This is a genomic window from Streptomyces sp. AM8-1-1, from assembly GCF_032229325.1.
GTDB lineage: Bacteria > Actinomycetota > Actinomycetes > Streptomycetales > Streptomycetaceae > Streptomyces > Streptomyces achmelvichensis.
Window position 1 is genome coordinate 7,158,226 of sequence record NZ_CP135086.1, and the last position, 21,505, is coordinate 7,179,730.

Sequence of the window (21,505 nt, forward strand, 5' to 3'; positions counted from 1 at the left end):
GTTGGGTAGGGCATGATCGCCGCCCATGAGAGCACTCCTTGGCGTGGAACTGCCCGGCTACCGGCCTGTCGACCAGGACGTCTGGGCGAACGACGACGGCGACCTGCTGTCGGTGCACTTCTTCGGACTGACCCCGGATCTTCCCGCGTCGCTCGACGACGGGCCCGCTCTGCGGGCGGCGCTGACCCGGCTCACCGCGGACGCGGGCGGAGGGCTGATCGAGGCCTCCGTGAAGTCGCTCGGCGGACTGCCGGCGCTCAAGCAGATACTGAAGCTGCCGCTGCCGGGACAGCCCAGTGGGCAGGCCTTCATCGGCAGCTACACCGTGCCGCGGGCGACCTGCAGCACCGTGGTGAAGGTCCAGTCACCCGAGCGAGGGATGACCGGGATGCGCGAGGCCATGGTGATGGCACAGGTCGGCCACGACAACTACTTCCGGCCGCACCCCTATGCCCCGGAGGTGCAGGGCGGACTGCCCTTCCACGCCGCCGACCACGCCCAGTGGGACCAGCAGTTCCCGGACCACCCGCTGACGCGGGTGCGGCGGGTGCTCGACACGCTCGCCGAAGCGGTCCAGGTGGCGCCGGAGTTCGCGGCCCTGCCGCCCTTCACCCGCTGATACGGCGGCCAGTCCACCCTGCACATACCGGGCGACGGGAAACGGCAGGTGTCGATCCGGTGTGCGGACCGCGGTGGTGCGCAGGGTCGCCGGGCGGCCCGGGTTAGCGTGCGCGTATGAACGACGAGCCTTCGCCGTCACCGTCCAGGCGCGGGCCACGCCTGTCCCGCCGTGGCCGATGGACCCTGATCGTGACCGCCGCCCTCGCCGTGGCGGCGGCCGCGGTGGTGGTCACGCTGATGCTGTCCGGCGAGCCCGAGGGCGAGCAGGACACCCTGCTCGTGCCCGAGGGCCGGCGCACCGCGCAGATCTACGCAGCGGTGGACGAGGCACTCGGGAAGGCACCCGGGACCACCCGCAAGGCCGTCGGCACGGCCCCGCTCGACCTGCCGCCCGAAGCCCGGGGCAACCCCGAGGGCTACCTCTTCCCCGCGACGTATCCGATCGACTCCGACACGACGCCGGCGAGCCTGCTCGCCTACATGGTCGACACGGCGAATAAGCGGTTCGGTGCAGCCGGCGTACCGGCCGGTGCGCAGCGCAGTGGGCTGACGGACTATCAGACCGTCAACATCGCCAGCATCGTGCAGGCCGAGGCCGACACTCCCGAGGACATGGCCAAGGTCGCACGGGTCGTCCACAACCGCCTCGCACGGCAGATGCCTCTCCAGATGGACTCGACGCTGAACTACGCGCTGAACCGCAGCACGCTGGACACCACGGCCGACGACACCAGGATCGACAACCCGTACAACACCTATCGGCGCGAGGGGCTGCCCCCGACGCCCATCGGCAACCCGGGGGAGCACGCTTTGCGCGCCGCTGTCGAACCGGCGCCGGGCGACTGGCTCTACTTCGTGACCGTGGCCCCCGGCGACACCCGCTTCACGGCGAACTACGAGGAACACCAGCGCAATGTGCGGGAGTTCAACGCCAACCGTGCGAAGGATCGTTCCGGCTGACGGCTGACGGCTGACGGCTGACGGCTGACGGCTGACGGGTGACCGGTGAGGGGTGGCCCGCAAGCCGAGGCGTGCGGCAGTCCGGCTGACGGGGCGCGTGCTCAGACCAGCACCGGCTCCCGCTCCAGCAGCCGCATGATCTCGTGCACGGCCGCCCGCCCCGCCCTGTTGGCGCCGATGGTCGATGCCGACGGCCCGTACCCCACGAGATGGACACGCGGGTCCCGGACAGCCCGCGTGCCGTCCATCCGGATGCCACCGCCCGGCTCGCGCAGCTTCAGAGGCGCGAGGTGGTCGATCACCGCGCGGAACCCGGTCGCCCAAAGGATCACGTCCGCCTCCACCACGCGTCCGTCGTCCCAGGCGACACCGTCCGGTGTGATCCGGTCGAACATCGGCAGCCGGTCGAGCACCCCGTCCTCGCGGGCGCGCCTGATCGCGTCGTTGAGCGGCAGTCCGGTCACCGAGACGACACTCTGCGGCGGCAGCCCGAGGCGTACGCGTTCGTCGACCTTGGCCACGACCGCCCGGCCCACGTTCTCGTCGAAGGGCCCCTCGCGGAAGACCGGTGGCCGCCGGGTGACCCAGGTGGTGGCTGCCGCGTACGGGGCGATCTCCATCAGGTGCTGGGTCCCCGAGGCTCCGCCGCCCACGACGACCACCCGCTGCCCGGCGAACTCCTCGGGCCCCCGGTACCCGGCGGTGTGCAACTGCCGCCCGCGGAAGGTCTCCTGGCCCGGGTAGCGCGGCCAGAAGGGCCGGTCCCAGGTGCCGGTCGCACTGATCAGCGCCCGCGCCGACCAGGTCCCCTCCGAGGTCTCGACGCGCAGCCGGCCGTCGTCTCCTTCGCGCACCGCCAGGACGTCGACGGGGCGGTGCACGCGCAGGTCGAAGCGCTCCTCGTAGGCGGCGAAATAGGCCCCGATCACCTCCGACGAGGGCCGGTCGTCGTCCGCTCCGGTCAACTCCATACCGGGGAGTGAGTGCATGCCGTGGACCTTGCCGTAGGTCAGCGTCGGCCAGCGGAACTGCCAGGCGCCACCCGGTTGCGGGGAGTGGTCGAGGACCACGAAGTCGCGGTCGGGGACCAGCCCGACACGGCGCAGATGGTGGGCGCCGGACAGTCCCGCCTGCCCGGCGCCTATGACGACCACGTCCTTGTTCCGCGTCACGTCACGCGCCCCGAAGTTGTTCACGCTTCTACCAACTGTGGAGGGTCCGCGGATCTTCCCGCCCGGGCGGCGCGTACGGGCGCCGAGCCCTCGGGGCCCCAGGCGCGCGCCCAGAGGGTCCCGGGGGCCCAGGCGCGGTCTAGAGGAAATTGACCCCCTGGGCCAGCGGCAGGCTGTCGGAGTAGTTCACCGTGTTGGTCGCCCGGCGCATGTACGCACGCCAGGCGTCCGAGCCGGACTCGCGCCCGCCGCCCGTCTCCTTCTCGCCGCCGAACGCCCCGCCGATCTCGGCACCCGACGTGCCGATGTTGACGTTGGCGATACCGCAGTCGGACCCGTCGGCGCCCAGGAAGCGCTCCGCCTCCCGCTGGTCCTGCGTGAAGATGCTCGACGACAGACCCTGCGGCACGCCGTTGTGCAGCGCGACCGCCTCCTCCAGCTTCCGGTAGGTCAGCACGTACAGGATCGGGGCGAAGGTCTCCCGTCGCACGACATCGGTCTGCGCGGGCATCCGGACGACCGCGGGCCGCACATAGACCGCGTCCGGGGCCGACCGCGCCGTCAGCCGCTCGCCGCCGGTGAGGACCTTGCCGCCGTCCGCCTCCGCATCGGCGAGCGCCTGCCTCATGGCGTCGTGCGCGGCGCCGGAGATCAGCGGACCCACCAGCGTGCCGTCCGCGAAAGGATCACCGACCGGCAGCTGTCCGTACGCGTGGACGATCTTCTCGACCAGCCGGTCGGCGATGTCCTCGTGGACGATCAGCCGGCGCAGTGAGGTGCAGCGCTGCCCTGCGGTGCCGGCCGCGGAGAAGACGATGCCGCGGACCGAGAGGTCGAGGTCGGCGGACGGGGTGACGACGGCCCCGTTGTTGCCGCCGAGCTCCAGCAGACAGCGGCCGAAACGGGCGGCCACGCGCGGTGCCACCTCCTTGCCCATCCGCACCGAACCGGTCGCGCTCACCAGCGCCACCCGCTCGTCGTCGACGAGCCGCTCGCCGATGTCGCGGCCGCCGAGCAGGACCTGGTGCAGGCCGGCGGGCGCACCCGTGTCGGCCGCGGCCCGCGCCAGGAGCGCGTCGCAGGCCAGGGCGGTGAGCGGGGTGAGTTCGGAGGGTTTCCACACCACCGGGTCGCCGCAGACCAGGGCGACGGCGGTGTTCCAGGACCAGACGGCGACCGGGAAGTTGAAGGCCGAGATCACCCCGACGACGCCGAGCGGATGCCAGCTCTCGGATAGACGGTGGCCGGGGCGCTCGGAGGCCATGGTCCGCCCGTAGAGCTGCCGGGACAGACCGACCGCGAACTCGCAGATGTCGATCATTTCCTGCACCTCGCCGAGCGCCTCGGAGCGGATCTTTCCCGCTTCGACGGTGACCAGGTCGGCGAGGTGCTCCTTGTGCTCGGTGAGCAGCTCGCCCAGCCGCTTGACCAGCGCGCCGCGCCGGGGCGCGGGCACAGTGCGCCACTGCGGGAACGCCTCCGCGGCCGCACCGATCGCCGCGTCCACCTCTTCGGCCCCGGTGGCGGGCAGAGTGAAGAGTGTGCCGCCGGTCAGCGGCGACCGCGCGACGACGTCGCCGCCGTCCGCGGGCAGCTCGGCGCCGCAGCGCCGCAGGCTCTCCCGGGCGAGCGAACGCAGCGCTTCGAGGTCCGGAAGGGGAATGTCGTTGCTGGTCACAGCCTGTCCTGTCACAGCGCGTCCTTGGGGAGTCCGATGGCCTCGCGGGCCTGCCGTAGTGAACGGTCCTGCTGAGCGGCGTAGAGATCGAAGGGGTCGTGGACCGGGCGCTCCAGCACCTCCGAGAGCCACCGCTGGTCGTAGTGCGTGCCGATGGCCGTGCGGTCCCGGGTGCCCTCCTCGGTGAGGTTCGACTGGAAGATCCCGGCGGCCGACGCGGGCAGGAAGTCCTCGTAGACGATGGGCAGGGCGGTGAGCCAGCCGCCGTCGAGCAGACCGGGCAGATCCTGGGGCGGCCGCTGCCCGTCGAGCGGCCGGCCGGCCGCCGGTTCGTACCGGAAGTACCCCATCTCCCGGGCGGCCAACTGACGTTCCGTACGGGGGAAGCGCAGCGGCCATTCCTCGGCGGGGCCGCCGATCAGTTCGTCGTAGAGCGTCCGGCCCGCCCGCGTGAGGGCGATACCGCGGGCCTCGACCTCACCGAACCGCACCCGCAGGGCACCCTCGCCGATGCTGCCGTCCGGCTCCCGGAAACGCCGTGCCTCCGAGAGCGCACGGAAGGACGTCTGGCGCAGCAGGACGTCGGGACCGTCCCACCGCGGCGGCCCCTGGATGCGGTCGATCATCGTGATGCCGCGCTCTCCCATCCGCCGGTAGAGCTCGTCGATGTCGAGGACGCGCGGTGTGAGGTGGTTGATGTGCGTGCTCGCGACACCGCCGATGTCGGCGGCGACGGCCGAGATCCGCTCCAGTTCCGCGTACCAGGCCCGGTCCACGGGCTCCGGGGAGAGTTCGAAGGCGGCCACCGCCAGGGTGAGGAATCGCTCCGCGGCCGCCTCGTCGAGCCCCTCCTCCCGCTCCGCCTGTGCCGCCAGATGCAGCAGCTCCGGAGGGAAGAGAGCGCGCCGGTCGAGGAACGACTCCAGCCGGCCTTCGAGTTCAGCGTCGAAGAACCGCCGGTCGGCGGTGGTGAGCATGGAGGTGAAGACGCGGAAGGGATTGCGTTCCAGCTCCTCGGCCTCGACGGGACGAAAGGCGGTGGAGACGACCGGCACCGAGCTGGCCGCGGCCTCGCGCAGATCGTAGAAGCCGACCGGCCGCATACCGAGCGCGGCGAAGATCTGGGCGGCCTGGCGCATCTCACGCGGGGTGCCGACGCGGATCGCACCGTGCCGCTCGGCCGTCACCCGCTCGATCCCGCCGAGGCGTCCCGCGTCGCCGTCCTTGCCGATCACCTCGTCGTTGACCTGGGCCGACACCTCCAGGAGCGTGGTGTACGCAGGCACTTCGGCCCCGTACATGTCGGAGAGGCGTCGGGCGAACGCCGCCCGCAACCGCCAGGTCGGGATCATGCGGTCCTCCTTCTCTGCTGTGCGCCTTCTCGGATCCATGCTTCTCGGATCCACGGTTCTGGGATCCATGGCTTCCCGGATGTCCGGCTCGGGCCTCTCGTGGTCCGATCCCCGCGCGTCAGATGATGTGCGCCTCGGGCCGGGCAGCGGCTGCGCTCCCTTCGAAACGGGTCGCGGACAGCGGACCGACATCGACGAACGGCGTCGCCTCCAGATACAGATCTCGCATGATCTCGCCGACCGCTGGGGCCTGGAGAAAACCGTGCCCGGAGAAGCCGGTGGCATACAGGAATCCGTCCACCTCGCGGGCCCGGCCGATGAGGGCGTTGCGGTCGGGCGTCACCTCGTACAGCCCCGCCCAGCCGCTGCGGACCCCCAGCGATGCGAGCACCGGCGCCCGCCGCCGGGCCGCCTCCCGGAACGGCTCCAGCCATTCGACGCTGAACTCCCGTCCGAAGCCCGGCTTCTGACGCGGGTCGGAGAGCCCGAGGACCAGCCCACCCGCGCCGTCGTCGTGGAAGTAGAGCGACGACGCGAAGTCCAGGGTGAACGGGATTCTCGGCGGCCCGGGCCTGAGAGGGCCCGTCATCGCGATCTGGCGGCGCAACGGGACCACGGGCAGCGGCACCCCGGCCATCGCACCGACGGCCCCGGACCAGGCTCCCGCGGCACACACCACGGTGCCGGTGCGCACGGTCCCCGACGAGGTGTGCACCGCCCGCACCCGGCCGTCGTCGGTGGCGATGCCGGTGACCGCGCAGTGGGTACGGACCGTGGCACCGAGCCTGCGGGCCGCACGGAGGTACCCGCCGACCGCGGCACCGGGGAGCGCACAGCCGTCGTCGGGGGAGTGGGCCGCGGCGGCGATCGAGGACGGATCGATGTACGGGCACAGCTCGTGAGCCTCGCGCGGCGTGATGATCCGGCTGCGGACCCCCAGATCGTTCTGCACGGCGACGGCCCGCTCGAACGTCGCCACCTCCTTTCCCGTGCCCAGGAGGAAGAGATACCCGATGGTCCGCAGCCCGATGTCGGCGCCAGGGCGGGTGGCGAACTGTCGCCAGGCTTCCAGGCTGCGCTGTCCCAGCCCGATGTTCAGCGGGTCCGAGAACTGGGCGCGGATCCCGCCGATCGGTTTCCCCGACGATCCCGACGCCGGCTCGTCGCGCTCCACCACCAGGACGTCCCGGACGCCGGCCTCGGCCAGATGGAAGGCGATGCTCGCTCCGATGACACCGCCGCCCACGATCACGACGTCCGCGGCCGAGGGGAGGGGCGGGGAGTCCGCACCCGGAGCGCTGTGGATCATGGAGCACCGTCCCGTCCGCTCGTGACGTCGCCGCGCCGGAAAGCCGTGTCAGGGGTGCATCCATGGTGGACACACCCGGCTCTTCGCGTCCATCGACCGTCGCACCCACGGGAGGCCGCCGGGCCGGTTTCGTACCGCGCGTCGCCCGCCGAACGACCGGCACGGCGGCCTCCCCGGCCGGGGCCTTCACGGGCAGGCGGCCCGCGGAGGGGGAAAATGGACCCATGCCCGCACCCTTCACCACCAAGGTCCTGAACCTCACCACCGGCTCCGACGAGACGGTGACCGATCTGACCGGCGCCTGCGAACAGTTTCTCCAGGAGGCGGCGAACGGCCGGGACGGACTGCTCAACGTCTTCGTCCCGCACGCGACGGCCGGTGTCGCCGTGATCGAGACGGGCGCGGGCAGCGACGACGACCTGCTGGCCGCGCTGCACACCCTCCTCCCGGCCGACGACCGCTGGCAGCACCGCCACGGCAGCCCGGGCCACGGCCGCGATCACGTCCTGCCCGCGTTCGTCCCTCCGCACGCGACGCTGCCGGTGATCGGCGGACGTCTCGAACTGGGCACCTGGCAGTCGGTCTGCCTGGTCGACACGAACAAGGACAACCCGCGCCGCACGGTGCGGCTCAGCTTCCTCGGCTGAGCCGCACCGTGCGAACAGCCGCCCCGGTCAGCTCGCGGTCGTACGCTCCGGGTCGTCCGCCGTCGTGTCGACGCGCAGCCACCGGTAGCCGTACGGTTCCAGCTCCGTGCGCAGACGGCCGCCGCGCGGGATGGTGACGGCGGCGCCGGTCAGCACGTCGGTGAGCACCGTGCCCGGCTTCAGCTCGGGCGCCTTCGTCTCCGCGGTGACCGTGTGGTCCGCGAAATTGTGCAGGGCCAGCACGGCCCCCTCGGGCAGCGAGCTGATGTGGGCGAGGACGGCGGGCGCAGGAGTGTCGAGGACCTCGTACGTCCCCCAGGCCAGTTCGGGCGCCCCGCGGTAGCGCTCGATCATCAGGCGCATGCGCGCGAGCAGCGATCCGGCGTCGTGGGTCTGGTCGTGCACGTTCACCCGCCCGGGGCCGAACTCGCCCTCGCACAGCGGGTTCGGGAACGCTCCGGCGTCCGCGGTGGAGAAGCCGGCGTCGTCGTCGGCGGTCCACTGCATCGGCCCGCGCACGGCCTGCCGGCCCTCCGCGGCGAGATTCTCACCCATCCCGATCTCCTCCCCGTAGTAGAGGACGGGCGTACCGGGCAGGGCGAACAGCAGGCTGTAGGCGAGTTCCAGCCGCCGCCTGTCACCGCCGACCATCGGGGGCAGCCTGCGGCGCAGACCGCGGTCGTAGAGCTGCATGTCCTTCTCGGGGCCGAACGCCTCGAAGACCTCGGCGCGTTCGTCGTCGCCGAGCTTGTCCAGGGTCAGCTCGTCGTGATTGCGGACGAAGGTGGCCCAGTGGGCGTCGCGGGGAGCGGCGGGCCGCGTACGGAGGGCGTCGGCGAGCGGGGACGCGTCGCCGCGGGCCATCGAGAGGTACATCCGCTGCATGCCGATGAAGTCGAAGCACATCGTCAGTTCGTCGCCGCGGCCGGAGCTCGGTTCGCCGAAGAACAACGCCGTCTCGTCGTAGGGGAGATTGACCTCGCCCAGCAGCACCGCGTCGCCGCAGCGGCGGCCGAGGAAGGCGCGCAGATCCGCGAGGTACTCATGGGGGTCGGGCAGCCGGCCGGCGTCGTCCTGCCCGTCGGTCTCCAGCAGGAACGGCACCGCGTCGACCCGGAAACCGGAAAGACCGAGCTGGGTCCAGAACCCCATGATGCGGGCTATCTCGTCCCGCACGGCCGGGTTGGTGATGTTGAGGTCGGGCTGCTGCTTGTAGAACCGGTGCAGGTAGTACTGGCCGGACGTCCGGTCGTACTCCCACAGGCTCTTCTCCGCGTCCGGGAAGACCACGCCGGAGGGTCCGTCCTCGGGCGGCTCGTCGCGCCACACGTACCAGTCGCGGTGCGCCGCGTCGCGGCCCGAGCGGGCGTCCTCGAACCAGGGGTGGTGCTCGGAGGTGTGGTTGACCACCAGGTCGGCGATGACCCGGATGCCGCGGTCGCGGGCGGTGCGGACGAACTCGGTGAAGTCGCCGAGCGTGCCGAGGCGGGGGTCGACTCCGTAGAAGTCGGTGATGTCGTAGCCGTCGTCGCGTTCGCGTGTCGGGTAGAAGGGCATCAGCCACACACAGGTGACACCGAGGCGCACCAGATGGTCGATCCGCTGGGTGAGGCCCGCGAAGTCGCCGGTGCCGTCGCCGTTGCTGTCCTGGTACGTCTCGACGTCCAGGCAGTACACCACCGCGTTCTTCCACCACAGGTCGGAGGTCCGGGTCAGCCTCATCGCGCACGCTCCGCGGTGTAGGCCCGCGGACGGGTCACGTCGAGCTGCGGCAGCACCTTGGCGCCGAACGCCTCGATGAAGGCGGCCTGTTCCTGCCCGACGTGGTGCAGCATCACCGCGTCGAAGCCGAGGTCGGCGTACTCCTGGAGCCAGGCCGCGTGCCGGCCCAGGTCGGAGGAGACGTTGACGCAGTCCGCGACCTGCTCGGGGGTGACGTGCTCGCTGACACTGTCGAAGAGCTCCGCCGTCTCCAGGTCCCAACTGGCGGGCGGACCATGGACGTTGGAACGCCACTGGTGGTGGGCGACGGCGAGGGCCGTGTCGTGGTCGGGGTCCCAGCTGAGATGGACCTGGAGGTGCAGCGGGCCGGTCCCGCCGGCGGAGTGGTAGGCGTCGATGATCCGCGTCAGCTGTTCGTGCGGGGCGTTCACGGTGATCAGGCCGTCGGCCCAGTCCGCGCACCAGCGCGCCGTCGCCTCGCTGCACGCGGCGCCGATCAGCGGCGGTGGGGTCGGGGGACGGGTCCACAGCCTGGCCCGGTCCACCGTCACCAGGCCCTCATGGCTGACCTCCTCGCCGCGCAGCAGGGCGCGGATGATGTCGACGCACTCGCGCAGCCGCGCGTTGCGTACGTCCTTGCGGGGCCACCGCTCGCCGGTGATGTGCTCGTTGGACGCCTCACCGCTGCCGAGAGCGGCCCAGAACCGTCCGGGGTACATGGCGGCGAGACTGCCCACCGCCTGCGCGACGATCGCCGGGTGGTACCGCTGGCCCGGCGCGTTGACGACGCCGAACGGTATGCGGTCGGTCGCCTGCAACGCGGCGCCGAGCCACGACCAGGCGAAGCCGGATTCACCCTGCCGGGCGCTCCAGGGCGAGAAGTGGTCCGAGCACATGGCGGCGGTGAAGCCCGCCTGTTCCGCGTGGACCACCGCGCTCAGCAGGTCGGCAGGCGGTACCTGTTCGTGCGAGGCATGAAATCCGTAGACGGTCATGAAGGGCGCCTACCCGCCGATGCCGGGATCATCGGGACACCGCTCTCGCCGACGGTGGCGGACCCGGCGCGTCGGCTCGGGCACGCGGACTCTCCGTGCGCCGGGCCACGCGCCGAGAGGGGCCGCCGGAGCCGCGATGCTCGTCGAGGCGGCCTTCACCCTGTGACCTCAGGTGGTGCGGCGGTGGATGCGGGCCTCCCACGGGGCGAGGACGGCGTGACCGGACGGTGCGGGGTCCGCCGCGTCGGTCGCCTCGCCGGCCGGGACATTGCCGAGGAGTAGTTCGGCGTTCTGCCACCCGTCCGGCAGCGGCACGGCAACCGCCTCGGAGCTCAGGTTGGCGACCACGAGCAGTACGGTGCCGCCGTGCTGCCGGGTGAAGGCGTAGACGCGTTCGTCGTCCGGCAGCAGCATCGTGAAGTCACCGTGCACGACGGCGGGTTCACCGTGCCTCAGGGCGATCAGCCGGCGGTAGTGGTGGTAGACGGAGGCGGGGTTCGCGCGGGCGGCTGCCGCGTTGACCTCGGTGTGGTCGGGGTTGACCGGCAGCCACGGGGTGCCGGTGGTGAAGCCGGCGTGCGGGGACGCGTCCCACTGCATGGGGGTACGGGCGTTGTCCCGGCCCATCGCCCGCAGGCCCGGCAGGACGTCCTCGGGCTTCTCCCCGGCGCGGAGCGACTGCGCGTAGTGGTTGAGCGTCTCGATGTCCCGGAAGTCCTCGATCGAGCGGAACGGCGCGTTGGCCATGCCCAGTTCCTCGCCCTGGTAGACGTAGGGCGTGCCCCGGTGCAGATGCAGCACGGTGGCCAGTGCGGTGGCGGAGCGCACACGGTGCCGGGGGCTGTCGTCGCCGAAGCGGGAGACCGCGCGGGGCTGGTCGTGGTTGTTCCAGTACAGGCTGTTCCAGCCGGTGTCCGCGAGCTCCGTCTGCCAGCGCCCGAGCGAGGCCTTGAGGTCGGTCAGACGCAGGGGCTTCAGGTCGAACTTGTGGCGGCCGTGGTCGAGTCCGACATGCTCGAACTGGAAGACCATGTCGACCTCGGCCCGCGCCGGATCGGTGAACAGCCGGGCCTGCTCCACGGTCACGCCCGGCATCTCGCCCACGGTCAGCAGCCGCCCCGGGTACCGGGCGAAGACCTCGCGGTGCATCTCCTGGAGGTGGTCGTGGATACGGGGACCGCACACGAAGTGGGGCGAGCCGTCGCCGAGGGGGCCGTCACCGGTCACGGCGCCGTCCGGCAGCGCCGGGTCCTTGGAGATGAAGTTGACGACATCCATCCGGAAGCCGTCGACACCGCGGTCGAGCCACCAGCGCATCATCGCGTACACGGCCTGACGCAGCCGCGGGTGCTCCCAGTTGAGGTCAGGCTGCTTGGGCGAGAAGAGATGGAGGTAGTACCCGTCGCTCGCGGGGTCGTGCGTCCAGGCGGGTCCGGAGAAGAAGGAGCCCCAGTTGTTCGGTTCGCGGCCGTTGCGCGGAGGCCGCCACCAGTACCAGTCGCGCCGGGGGCTCCGAGGATCGCGGGACTCCTGGAACCACGGGTGCTCGTCGGAGGTGTGGTTGACCACCAGGTCCATCACCAGCTTCATCCCGCGTTCGTGCACGGCCGCCAGCAGCCGGTCGAACGCCGCCAGGTCGCCGAAGACCGGGTCGATGTCCTGGTAGTCGCTGATGTCGTAGCCGTTGTCGTCCTGGGGCGAGGGATAGACCGGCGACAGCCAGATGACGTCGATGCCGAGATCCGCGAGATGGTCCAGGCGCTGCGTGATGCCGGCGAGGTCACCGATGCCGTCGCCGTCGGAGTCCGCGAAGCTGCGCGGATAGATCTGGTAGACGACCGCGGACTTCCACCACGCGTCGCCCTCCTGCGGTGCGCCGTCGGCTGCGATGGCTTCCTCCCTGGTCCGGTGCGTATCCGATCGCGGGACTTCTTCCCCCGCTCCTTCCCCCGCGACGGCGGTCCTACTGGCGGTGGTCGCGAAGGGTGCCCTAGGCCGGACGGAGGATGCGCGGGCGTGCCCGCCCGTGCCCGGGGCAGGCGCTCACCATGGCCATTCTCAGGACAGCCGCCCGCCCCCTGCTCGCCTCCGTCTTCGTCTCGGGAGGATTCCGTACGCTGCTCGACCCGCGCTCCGTGGCGCCGGCCGCCGCACCCGTGGCGCTGCCCGTCGCCGAACGGGTGCCCCGGCTGCCGGAGGACACCGAGCGGCTGGTCCGGATCAACGGCGCCGTCCAGCTGGGCGCCGGCGTGCTGCTCGCGGCCGGTCGTTTTCCGCGTGCCTCGGCCCTCGCCCTGGCCGCCTCGCTCGTCCCGACCACGCTGGCCGGGCACGCCTGGTGGAAGACCGAGGACCCCGAGGAACGGGCTCGCCTGCGCACCCAGTTCACCAAGAACGTGTCCCTCTTCGGCGGTCTGCTGATCGCGGCGGCGGACACGCACGGGAAGCCGTCGCTGGCCTACCGCTCGCGCACCGCCGCCTCCGCCGGGCGGCGCCGCACCCGTCGCGCCGGACGCGATCTGGGTGCGGCGGTCTCCGGCGCGGCGCACGACGTGCGGTCGGCGGCGGGCACGGTACGCGACCGTCTGCCGGTGGGCTGAGCCGCACCGGCGCCGCGCACCGCGCGCCAGCGCCCCGTACGGCCCGGCGGCCGTCAGGCGTCGATGATCACCGGGATGACGAGCGGCTTGCGGCGGTGGGTCCGGAACGCCCAGGACGCCACCGCGCGGCTGATGAGCTGCTCCAGCTGGAGGGCGTCGCCGACGCCTTCCAGCGCGGCCTTCGCCAGGACCTTCTCGATCACCGGGACGACCGTCTCGAAGGTCGAATCGTCATGGACGAATCCGCGGGCCAGGAAGTCCGGTGCCTCCGCCAGCGCCCCGGTGTCGGCGTCCACGATGGCGACGACGGTGACCACGCCTTCCTCGGCGAGGGTCACGCGGTCCTTGAGGGAGGCCTCGGTGGCGCCGCCGACGGCCATGCCGTCCACGTAGACGTTGCCCGCGGGCACCTTGCCGGTGATGGAGGCGCGTCCGTCGACGAGGTCCACGACGACACCGTCCTCGGCGATGATCACGCGGTCCGGCTCGACGCCGGTACGGATGGCCAGGTCACCGTTGGCGCGCAGATGACGCCACTCGCCGTGGACCGGCATGACGTGACGCGGCTTCACGATGTTGTAGCAGTAGACGAGTTCGCCGGCGCTGGCGTGGCCGGAGACGTGAACCTTGGCATTGCCCTTGTGGACGACGTTGGCGCCCCACCGGGTCAGGCCGTTGATCACGCGGTAGATCGCGTTCTCGTTGCCCGGGATCAGTGAGCTGGCGAGGAGGACGGTGTCGCCCTCACCGATACGGATCATGTGGTCGCGGTTGGCCATCCGCGACAGCGCGGCCATCGGCTCGCCCTGGGACCCGGTGCACACCAGGGTGATCTGGTGGTCCGGCAGCTTCTCCAGTTCCTTCAGACCCACGATCAGGCCCTGGGGAACCTTGAGATAGCCCAGGTCGCGGGCGATACCCATGTTGCGGACCATCGACCGGCCCACGAAGGCGACCTTGCGGCCGTACTGGTGGGCGGCGTCCAGCACCTGCTGGATGCGGTGTACATGGCTGGCAAAGCTGGAGACGATGACACGCCGCGGCGCCGTGCGCATCACCTGCTCGATGGCGGGGTTCAGGTCGCGTTCCGAGGTGGTGAAGCCGGGCACCTCGGCGTTGGTGGAGTCGGTGAGGAACAGGTCCACACCCTCCTCGCCGAGGCGGGCGAAGGCGCGCAGGTCGGTGATCCGCTGGTCCAGCGGGAACTGGTCCATCTTGAAGTCACCGGTGTGCAGGACCATTCCGGCGCCGGTGCGGATCGCGATCGCGAGGCTGTCCGGGATGGAGTGGTTGACCGCGACGAACTCGCAGTCGAACGGGCCGAACCCGCGGCGGTCGCCCTCCTTGACCCGCACCGAACGCGGCTTGATGCCGTGCTCCTTGAGCTTGGCCTCCAGGAACGCGAGCGTGAGCTTCGAGCCGACGACGGGAATGTCGCGCCGCTCGCGCAGCAGATACGGCACCGCGCCGATGTGGTCCTCGTGGCCGTGGGTCAGCACGATCGCCACGATGTCGTCCAGGCGGTCCCGGATCGAGGTGAAGTCGGGAAGGATCACGTCCACACCCGGCTGGTGCTCCTCGGGGAACAGCACACCGCAGTCGACGATGAGCAGTTTGCCGTTGTGCTCGAAGACCGTCATGTTGCGGCCGATCTCGCCCAGGCCGCCCAGGGCGACGACCCTCAGCCCTCCCTTGGGCAGCGGCGGGGCGGCTTTCAGCTCTGGGTGCGGGTGGCTCATGCCTCGACGTTACCGGAGAGGCCCCTGGGGTGATCCTTTGGCATACCCCTCCCGTGGCTCCGGTCCGCCAGGTCCTCCGGACGACCCCGGGTGAACCACCTGCCCGAGGGCGGACGGCGCCCCGGTGCGGTGGCGCTGTCGGGCGGCATCTCCGCTCCGGAGCGGAGATGCCGAACCGCGTCGCGGCACTACGGAGCGGTGATCCAGTCGTACGCCGCCCGTGCCGTGAACTCGCTCTGGCCGCCCGCGTACAGCAGTCCCGCCGCGCGGAACGCAGGATCGTCGGCCGTCGCCGCCACGTACGGGATCGCGATGCACCGCATCCCCGCTGCGTGGGCGGCCGCCGCACCCGGCGGGGCGTCCTCCAGCACGACGCAGTCGGCGGGCTCGGCGCCGAGCCGGCGGGCCGCCTCCAGGAAGACATCGGGTTCCGGCTTGCCGCGCCCGACCTCCTCGGCCGAGACGAGGGTGGTGAGGAAGGCGTCCAGGCCGGTGGCGGCGAGCACCGCCTCGATGGCGGCCCGGGACGAGCCGGACGCCACGGCCATCGGCACCCCCTCGCCGTGCAGCAGCTCCACGAGCCCCCGCATCTGCGGGTACACGTCCGTCGACGCGGCGGCGAGTGCCAGGTAGTGCCGGTTCTTGCCGGCCAGCAGTTCCTCGACGGGTGCGGAGATCGTGTACTCCTCGCGCAGCGCCTCCAGGGTCTCGCGCGTCCCGATGCCGATGAAGTCGGTGTGGCGCTCCCAGCCGAAGTCGGTCACGCCGTACTCGGCGAGCAGCCTGCGCCCCGCCTCGTAGTAGTTCGGCTCGCTGTCCACGAGTGTTCCGTCGAGGTCGAAGATGACCGAAGGGGTGCGCGGCTGGCTCATGCCCCCCAGCATGCCAAGGCGCGGTTCAGCGGCCGCTGCCGGCTGCCCGACCGACCGACTCGACCAGCGGCAGCAGCCGGTGCGCCACGCGCTCGCGCAGCGCCATCTCGGTGCGGGTGCGCACTACGCCCGGCAGCTGGATCAGGCGCTGGATGACGTCCTCCAGATGGCCGTTGTCACGGGCGGCGACCCGGGTCAGCAGATCACCGCCGCCGGTGATGGAGAAGGCCTCGATGATCTCCGGGATGGCCGCCAGCGCGTCGCCGACCTCGTCCAGATGCCCCTGGGTGACCTCGATGTGGACGAAGGCCAGCACCGGATGACCGAGAGCGGCGGGGGAGAGGTGGGGCCCCGTGCCGGTGATCACGCCGTCCCGTTCGAGGCGGTCGATCCGGGCCTGCAGGGTGCCCCGCGCGATGCCCAGCAGCCGGGCGTACTCCCGCGCGCTGGTGCGCGGCTGCTCCATCAGCAGTCGCAGGATGCGGGTGTCGAGCGCGTCCACGGCCATGGTCCGTTGGCCTCCTGCTGGTCCGGATGATCCGCCATCGACTGTACCAATGGCCCACCTCGGACCGATCGAGTTGAGCCACCGGCATCCGGAATGCTTTCCTCTGGTGAGAGGGCGCTGCGCAGCGCCGGACCGGCGACGCCGCCACTCCGGACCCGCGGCGCCTTTGCCGTGTCTGCAGGGTGAGCCGAACAGCGAGGGGGCGGGACGACAGCCGTGAGGAGCGTGACCGGTGTGAAGAGGATGTTCAGCGCCCCCGACCCGGGGCGTCTGCGGCTGCGTGTCTCCCTGCGCGCCGTGCTCGGTATCGGCCTCGCGGTCGCCGCCGCCGAAGCCGCCGGGCTCTCCCTCGTCGCCTCGATCACCGGCGGTCTCGCCGCCCTCCTCGCGCTGTTCACCGTCGGCGACGCGACCGTGCGCCGCCAGGCGGTCACCACCGCGCTGCTGCCCGCCGCGGGCTTCCCCGTACTCGCCCTCGCGACCACCCTGCACGGTGAGCCGCTGCTGCGCGCCGCCGCCTGGCTCGTCGTGGTCTTCTGCGGGGTCTACGCCCGGCGCTGGGGGCTGCGCGGACACGCGCTCGGCATCTTCGCGTTCATGATGTTCTTCGTCACCCAGTTCCTGCACGCGCTCCCGGCCCAGCTGCCGGAGCTGTACGCGGCGGTGGCACTGGCCCTCGCCGCCGCCTCGGCGGTCCGCTTCGGCCTGTGGTGCATCGAACGGCGCACCCCGCCGCCCGCTGCCCCCGCGCCGCTGCCCGGCACCGGACTCGCCCGCCCCACCACCCGCCAGGCCTTCCAGGCGACCTTCGCCTGCGCCGTGGCACTCGCCGTGGGCGAGGTCGTCTCGCCCGACCGCTTCTACTGGGCCGTGGGAACCGCCTGGTGGATCTTCGTCAACACCGCTTCGCGCGGCGAGACCCTCGTCCGCGGCTTCCGCCGTGTCGTCGGAACGGTCACCGGCATCGCCGCGGGACTCCTGATCGCGATCCCCATCGCCGGCGCCCCGCTGCCGACCGCCGCGCTCGTCGCCGTCTGCGTCTTCGGGATCTTCTACACCGCCGCGCCCTCCTACAGCTGGATGATGTTCTTCGTCACCGTCATGGCGGGCCTGCTCTACGGGCTCCTCGGCGTCCTCCACCCGGGCCTGCTGCTCCTCCGCTTCCAGGAGACGGCGGTCGGTGCCCTCGGCGCGGCCCTCGGAGTCGCCCTGATCCTGCCCGTCACCACGCACGCCGCGACCGATGCCTGGATCCGGCGCGCGCTGACCTGCGTCCACGGCTGCACCACCGCGGCCGCCCGCCGGCTGGCCGGGGACAGCACGGCCGACCCCGCGTCCCTCGCGGCGGAGCTGGAGCTGCTGCTCGGCCGGGTGCGCCTGTCCCTCGCCCCGCTCGTCCACCCGCTGAGCCCGCTCCGGGCCCGCAAGGCGCGCGCCCGGCAGGTCATCGTGCTGCTCGACGACTGCGCGCGAGAGGTGCGCGGGCTCGCCGCCGTCGCCGCGGAGCCGGCCGGCCGCACGGCCTCGCACGACGCGCGCCTGGCCACCGCCTGTCGCCGCGTCGAGACCGCCGTCCACGCGCTCGTGGCCCCCGCGGCGGGCCGCGCCGACGCTGACAGCGCGGCTCTCGCGCCCCACGCTCACCTCGCGTCCGACGTTGCACTCACGCACCTCCATGCACTGGAGCAGGCGCTCGCGGACCTCGCCGCGCCGCTGCACACATCCCCGCGCGCCCCGCTCGTGCCCGCCTGACCAGGGGCATGGACAGGAAGCACGTGAATGAGGCATTTTCTCCGCGTACACAGAGGGTGGATCAGCGTGTTCACTGGGTAACCAGTGCGGCATCCACGTACGTCCTTCCAGGGCCCCGGGGGTACGCACCATGCGGAAGTCACTGCTCAGATCGCTGCGGAGGGCCCTCGTCCCGGAAGAGGCGCACGCCCCCGGCAGGCCGGAGCCGGTGACGGAGAGCCGCTGCCCCGTCACCGGCTCCGGCCGGCCGATCGCCGTCACGCCCCACGCGGCGGGCGCAGTGGTCGAGGAGGCCGAGGACTTCGTCCGGCTCCATCACCGCGAGGAGCGCCCGGGAGTGGACCCGGCGGCCCGGATCGCCGCCGTACGCGCGGAGATCGACGCTACCGGCACCTATCGGCACACCGCCGACGAACTCGCCTACGGCGCCCGGGTCGCCTGGCGCAACAGCAACCGTTGCATCGGCCGCCTCTACTGGCGCTCCCTGCGTGTCCGCGACCGCCGCCAGGTCGAGGACGCCGAATCAGTCGCCCGCGAGGCGGCCCTCCATCTGCGGGAGGCGACCAACGGCGGCCACATCAGGCCCCTGATCACCGTGTTCGCCCCGGACACCCCCGACCGGCCCGGCCCGCGGATCTGGAACGAACAGCTCGTGCGGTACGCGGGCTACCGCACCGGCGGGGGAGCCGTCGTCGGCGATCCGCGCAACGCGGGTCTCACCGAACTCGCCCTGCGCCTCGGCTGGCCGGGCGGGCCCGGTACGCCCTTCGACGTCCTGCCCCTGGTCGTCGAGGACGCCGACCGCAAGCCCCGCCTGTTCGACCTGCCGCCGGACGCGGTGCTGGAGGTCGAGCTGAGACACCCCGAGGACGACTGGTGCGCCGACCTCCGTCTGCGCTGGCACGCCGTCCCGGCGATCGCCAACATGTGCCTGGAGATCGGCGGGGTCTGCTACCCGGCGGCGCCGTTCAACGGCTGGTACATGGGCACCGAGATAGGCGCGCGCAATCTCGCCGACACCGACCGCTACGACCTGCTGCCGCGCGTCGCCGAACTGCTGGGGCTCGACACCACCACGGACCGCTCGCTCTGGAAGGACCGCGCGCTCGTGGAGCTGAACCGGGCCGTCCTGCACTCCTTCGACCGCGCCGGGGTGACCGTCACCGACCATCACACCGAGTCGCGCCGCTTCCTCACCCACATCGACCGGGAGGAGAGCCGGGGGCGCGGGGTCGGCGCCGACTGGTCGTGGATCGTGCCGCCGATGTCGGGCTCGGCGACCCCCGTGTTCCACCGCACCTACGACCCGACCGAGTGGAGACCCGCCTACGTCCATCACCCGGAGGCCCGCGCTCGTGCGGCCGGGGTCTGGAACGGGTGACGACACTTGGTCTAGACCGCTGCTACCGTCGGCCGGGCCACCAACGATCAGCGGGGCAGGAGCGATCGGCGGGGCACGAGAGATCCGTGGGAACAGTGGGAGGGAACGGCGTGGGCAACACGAACACCGGACGGGCATTCATAGGGTCCTTCACCTCCGCCGGCGGCCGGGGGATCATCGCCGCCGCCGTGGACGGGACGACCGGAGCCCTGACCGAGACGGGAGCCAGCGACGCTCTCGCGGATCCCTCGTACCTCACGCTGGCGACCGCCCCCGGCGGGCCGGTCCTCTATGCCGTCTCCGAGACCTCTGAGGGGGCCGTGGCGGCCTTCGACGTGCAGGGTTCGGCTCCCAGGCCGATCGGCGGCCGCGTGCCCGTCTGCGGCGCCGGGCCGACCCATCTCACCTACAGCGACGGCCATCTGCTCACGGCCAACTACGGCTCCGGCAGCGTGAGCGTGCTCCCCGTCAAGACCGGCGGTGAGCCGGACGCTGCCAGCGGTGTGCTCCAGCACGAGGGTGCAGGCCCGCACCCGGACCGGCAGCGCGGTCCGCACGCCCACCAGGTGCTGCCCGACCCCAGCGGACGCTGGGTCCTCGGAGTCGACCTCGGGACCGACGCCGTACGCGTCTTCGCGCTCGACCCCGAGGCCGGCGAACTGACGCAGCACCGCGAAACGGCGCTGCGCCCCGGCACCGGGCCCCGCCATCTGGCGTTCCACCCCGCCGGCACACACGCCTATGTGCTGAACGAGCTCGAACCGACCCTCACCGTCTGCCGCTGGGACGCGGACACGGGCGTGCTCGAACCGGTCGGTGAGACGCCCGTGCTGCCCGACGGCGCGGACGGGCCCGTCTACCCCTCCGAGGTGGTGGTCTCGCACGACGGCCGCCATCTGTGGGCCGCGAACCGCGGACACGACAGCATCGCCGTCCTCGCGCTCGACGAGAGCGGTGAACGGCCGGAGCTGATCACGACCGTCCCGTGCGGCGGCCACTGGCCGCGCGACCTGGTCCTGGACCCGACCGGCCGCAGGCTCTACGCGGCCAACGAGCGCTCCGGCAACGTCACCTGGTTCGACATCGACCCCGACACCGGAGTGCCGCACCGGGCGGGCTCCCTGGACGCCCCCGCGGCCTCCTGCGTGGTCTTCGCCTGACGCACCCCCGGGGCTCCCCGGCCCGCGGGAAGGGCCCGCACCGAGCTGACGGTGCGGGCCCGACGCGTCGTGCGGTGTCCGTCAGTGAGCGGGCGAGCCCTGCGGCTGCGGGCTGATGCCCAGCGCGGCCGCGTACTGGGACAGCACCAGCTTGCCGATCGCCGGGTAGGCGCCCAGCGGCTCGGACGCAGCGCAGCCGGCCTCCTTCACGGCGGCGTCGAGCAGACCCTCGGGCAGCTCGGGGCCGACGAGGTACGGCGCCAAGGCCAGCTGCGTCGAACCGGAACCGCGCAGCTGGTCACCGATCGCGGCGACGGCGCCCTCCTGGTCGAGGGCCGCGGCCATGACCGGCACCGCGAGCCGTGCGGCGAGCAGCATGCCGGTGATGCCGGCGGCCTGGACGGCCTCGTCACCGCCCACCGTGGCCAGGATGATGCCGTCGGCGGCCGTGGCGACGGTGAACAGCCGTGCGCGGTCGGCGCGGGCGAGCCCCGCCTCGGAGAGCCGCACGTGCATCGCCTCGGCGAGCAGCGGGTGCGGGCCGAGGACGTCCGTCAGCTCGGCGGCGGCGCGGCTGTCCATGACGGCCTGGCGGATGCGCCGCATCAGGACGTTGTCCGGCCCCGCGAGCAGCGGCACCACGACGGCGGCGGGGCCCTCGGGCTCCGCCACTTCACGGCCGGCCGCTCTGGCGATCTCGTACCGCTCGGTCCGGCGCGCGGCGGTGTGGGCGAGCACGGTCGCGAGGGTGGGGTACTCGGAGTCGTCGCCGTCGAGGTAGCCGATGCCGGCCTCGAGGCCGGGAAGCTCGGACCGGGCGATGCTTATGACCTCTTCGGCCAGGCTCCGGGTGGAGGGCCCGGGAGCGCCGGGCACGGCGAGCACAAGCGCGGGCGCGCCCTCGGGAGCGGCCACGGGTTCCGGGCGGCGGTGCCGTCCGGACTGACGCGGTCGCGGGCTTCGTACAGGCAGGCCGGATGCCGGCCCAGTGGGGGAGCTCATGGCGCCGCATGCTACTGGTTTTGTGGGTGCGGCTG

The 21,505-nt window shown here is 72.1% G+C and carries 18 protein-coding genes; 7 read left to right on the forward strand and 11 right to left on the reverse strand.

Annotated elements, in window-relative coordinates:
- Nucleotides 1-25 precede the first annotated feature (25 nt).
- Together RPQ07_RS32005 and mltG are read left to right on the forward strand one after the other, a co-directional pair.
- Entirely contained in the window at nt 26-619 is a 594-nt protein-coding gene (locus tag RPQ07_RS32005) for a hypothetical protein (protein WP_313947700.1), read from the forward strand.
- Between the two features lie 116 nt (nt 620-735).
- A complete protein-coding gene (gene mltG / locus RPQ07_RS32010) occupies nt 736-1,581 on the forward strand; it encodes an endolytic transglycosylase MltG (protein ID WP_313947701.1) in 846 nt (281 codons plus the stop codon).
- A 101-nt stretch (nt 1,582-1,682) separates the two neighbouring features.
- Here mltG and RPQ07_RS32015 read toward each other — a convergent pair whose 3' ends face one another.
- From RPQ07_RS32015 to RPQ07_RS32030, 4 genes are all read right to left on the reverse strand, one after another.
- Nucleotides 1,683-2,777, reverse strand: coding sequence for an NAD(P)-binding domain-containing protein (locus RPQ07_RS32015; RefSeq protein ID WP_313947702.1), 1,095 nt, complete (start codon nt 2,775-2,777; stop codon nt 1,683-1,685).
- Between the two features lie 115 nt (nt 2,778-2,892).
- Nucleotides 2,893-4,431, reverse strand: a complete 1,539-nt coding sequence (locus tag RPQ07_RS32020) for an aldehyde dehydrogenase family protein (RefSeq protein ID WP_313947703.1) — start codon at nt 4,429-4,431, stop codon at nt 2,893-2,895.
- An 11-nt stretch (nt 4,432-4,442) separates the two neighbouring features.
- Nucleotides 4,443-5,783, reverse strand: coding sequence for a VOC family protein (locus RPQ07_RS32025; protein ID WP_313947704.1), 1,341 nt, complete (start codon nt 5,781-5,783; stop codon nt 4,443-4,445).
- 118 nt (nt 5,784-5,901) lie between these two features.
- Nucleotides 5,902-7,092, reverse strand: a complete 1,191-nt coding sequence (locus RPQ07_RS32030) for an FAD-binding oxidoreductase (protein WP_313947705.1) — start codon at nt 7,090-7,092, stop codon at nt 5,902-5,904.
- Nucleotides 7,093-7,316: 224 nt separating this feature from the next.
- Between RPQ07_RS32030 and RPQ07_RS32035 the strand changes: the two genes are divergently transcribed.
- On the forward strand, nt 7,317-7,739 hold the full coding sequence (locus tag RPQ07_RS32035; RefSeq protein ID WP_313947706.1) for a YjbQ family protein: 423 nt from the start codon (nt 7,317-7,319) through the stop codon (nt 7,737-7,739).
- A gap of 27 nt (nt 7,740-7,766) precedes the next feature.
- Here the strand turns inward: RPQ07_RS32035 and RPQ07_RS32040 are convergent, their stop codons facing one another.
- The 3 genes from RPQ07_RS32040 to RPQ07_RS32050 all read right to left on the reverse strand — a co-directional run bounded on the left by RPQ07_RS32040 (nt 7,767) and on the right by RPQ07_RS32050 (nt 12,346).
- Nucleotides 7,767-9,461: an alpha-amylase family protein gene (locus RPQ07_RS32040; RefSeq protein ID WP_313947707.1), complete on the reverse strand. Its 1,695-nt coding sequence runs from the start codon at nt 9,459-9,461 to the stop codon at nt 7,767-7,769.
- Nucleotides 9,458-10,456 carry a TIGR03885 family FMN-dependent LLM class oxidoreductase gene (locus tag RPQ07_RS32045; RefSeq protein ID WP_313947708.1) on the reverse strand — a complete coding sequence of 333 codons (999 nt, stop codon included), beginning with the start codon at nt 10,454-10,456 and terminating at the stop codon, nt 9,458-9,460. The genes RPQ07_RS32040 and RPQ07_RS32045 overlap by 4 nt, the downstream gene beginning before the upstream one ends.
- Nucleotides 10,457-10,624: 168 nt before the next feature.
- A complete protein-coding gene (locus RPQ07_RS32050) occupies nt 10,625-12,346 on the reverse strand; it encodes an alpha-glucosidase (RefSeq protein ID WP_313949106.1) in 1,722 nt (573 codons plus the stop codon).
- A 158-nt stretch (nt 12,347-12,504) separates the two neighbouring features.
- Between RPQ07_RS32050 and RPQ07_RS32055 the strand changes: the two genes are divergently transcribed.
- A complete protein-coding gene (locus RPQ07_RS32055) occupies nt 12,505-13,056 on the forward strand; it encodes a DoxX family protein (RefSeq protein ID WP_313947709.1) in 552 nt (183 codons plus the stop codon).
- Between the two features lie 53 nt (nt 13,057-13,109).
- On the opposite strand, the gene RPQ07_RS32060 is transcribed toward RPQ07_RS32055, so the two are convergent.
- From RPQ07_RS32060 to RPQ07_RS32070, 3 genes are all read right to left on the reverse strand, one after another.
- Nucleotides 13,110-14,795, reverse strand: coding sequence for a ribonuclease J (locus tag RPQ07_RS32060; RefSeq protein ID WP_313947710.1), 1,686 nt, complete (start codon nt 14,793-14,795; stop codon nt 13,110-13,112).
- A 188-nt stretch (nt 14,796-14,983) separates the two neighbouring features.
- Nucleotides 14,984-15,667, reverse strand: coding sequence for an HAD family phosphatase (locus RPQ07_RS32065; protein ID WP_313947711.1), 684 nt, complete (start codon nt 15,665-15,667; stop codon nt 14,984-14,986).
- 25 nt (nt 15,668-15,692) lie between these two features.
- Nucleotides 15,693-16,175, reverse strand: coding sequence for an Lrp/AsnC family transcriptional regulator (locus RPQ07_RS32070; RefSeq protein ID WP_313947712.1), 483 nt, complete (start codon nt 16,173-16,175; stop codon nt 15,693-15,695).
- A gap of 243 nt (nt 16,176-16,418) precedes the next feature.
- Here RPQ07_RS32070 and RPQ07_RS32075 point away from each other — a divergent pair, with 243 nt between their 5' ends.
- From RPQ07_RS32075 to RPQ07_RS32085, 3 genes are all read left to right on the forward strand, one after another.
- Complete coding sequence (locus RPQ07_RS32075) at nt 16,419-17,927, forward strand: FUSC family protein (RefSeq protein WP_313949107.1); 1,509 nt, start codon at nt 16,419-16,421, stop codon at nt 17,925-17,927.
- A gap of 130 nt (nt 17,928-18,057) precedes the next feature.
- Nucleotides 18,058-19,308 carry a nitric oxide synthase oxygenase gene (locus tag RPQ07_RS32080; RefSeq protein ID WP_313947713.1) on the forward strand — a complete coding sequence of 417 codons (1,251 nt, stop codon included), beginning with the start codon at nt 18,058-18,060 and terminating at the stop codon, nt 19,306-19,308.
- 110 nt (nt 19,309-19,418) lie between these two features.
- Nucleotides 19,419-20,468 carry a lactonase family protein gene (locus RPQ07_RS32085; RefSeq protein WP_313947714.1) on the forward strand — a complete coding sequence of 350 codons (1,050 nt, stop codon included), beginning with the start codon at nt 19,419-19,421 and terminating at the stop codon, nt 20,466-20,468.
- An 81-nt stretch (nt 20,469-20,549) separates the two neighbouring features.
- Here the strand turns inward: RPQ07_RS32085 and RPQ07_RS32090 are convergent, their stop codons facing one another.
- Nucleotides 20,550-21,470: a hypothetical protein gene (locus RPQ07_RS32090; protein WP_313947715.1), complete on the reverse strand. Its 921-nt coding sequence runs from the start codon at nt 21,468-21,470 to the stop codon at nt 20,550-20,552.
- Between the last annotated feature and the right edge of the window lie 35 nt (nt 21,471-21,505).

Excerpts from the sequence above, each read along its gene's own strand:
- RPQ07_RS32005 (WP_313947700.1), top strand. The coding sequence starts at position 26 with ATGAGAGCACTCCTTGGCGTGGAACTGCCCGGCTACCGGCCTGTCGAC.
- mltG (WP_313947701.1), top strand. The coding sequence starts at position 736 with ATGAACGACGAGCCTTCGCCGTCACCGTCCAGGCGCGGGCCACGCCTG.
- RPQ07_RS32025 (WP_313947704.1), bottom strand. The coding sequence starts at position 5,783 with ATGATCCCGACCTGGCGGTTGCGGGCGGCGTTCGCCCGACGCCTCTCC.
- RPQ07_RS32030 (WP_313947705.1), bottom strand. The coding sequence starts at position 7,092 with ATGATCCACAGCGCTCCGGGTGCGGACTCCCCGCCCCTCCCCTCGGCC.
- RPQ07_RS32035 (WP_313947706.1), top strand. The coding sequence starts at position 7,317 with ATGCCCGCACCCTTCACCACCAAGGTCCTGAACCTCACCACCGGCTCC.
- RPQ07_RS32040 (WP_313947707.1), bottom strand. The coding sequence starts at position 9,461 with ATGAGGCTGACCCGGACCTCCGACCTGTGGTGGAAGAACGCGGTGGTG.
- RPQ07_RS32045 (WP_313947708.1), bottom strand. The coding sequence starts at position 10,456 with ATGACCGTCTACGGATTTCATGCCTCGCACGAACAGGTACCGCCTGCC.
- RPQ07_RS32055 (WP_313947709.1), top strand. The coding sequence starts at position 12,505 with ATGGCCATTCTCAGGACAGCCGCCCGCCCCCTGCTCGCCTCCGTCTTC.
- RPQ07_RS32060 (WP_313947710.1), bottom strand. The coding sequence starts at position 14,795 with ATGAGCCACCCGCACCCAGAGCTGAAAGCCGCCCCGCCGCTGCCCAAG.
- RPQ07_RS32065 (WP_313947711.1), bottom strand. The coding sequence starts at position 15,667 with ATGAGCCAGCCGCGCACCCCTTCGGTCATCTTCGACCTCGACGGAACA.
- RPQ07_RS32070 (WP_313947712.1), bottom strand. The coding sequence starts at position 16,175 with ATGGCCGTGGACGCGCTCGACACCCGCATCCTGCGACTGCTGATGGAG.
- RPQ07_RS32075 (WP_313949107.1), top strand. The coding sequence starts at position 16,419 with ATGTTCAGCGCCCCCGACCCGGGGCGTCTGCGGCTGCGTGTCTCCCTG.
- RPQ07_RS32080 (WP_313947713.1), top strand. The coding sequence starts at position 18,058 with ATGCGGAAGTCACTGCTCAGATCGCTGCGGAGGGCCCTCGTCCCGGAA.
- RPQ07_RS32090 (WP_313947715.1), bottom strand. The coding sequence starts at position 21,470 with ATGAGCTCCCCCACTGGGCCGGCATCCGGCCTGCCTGTACGAAGCCCG.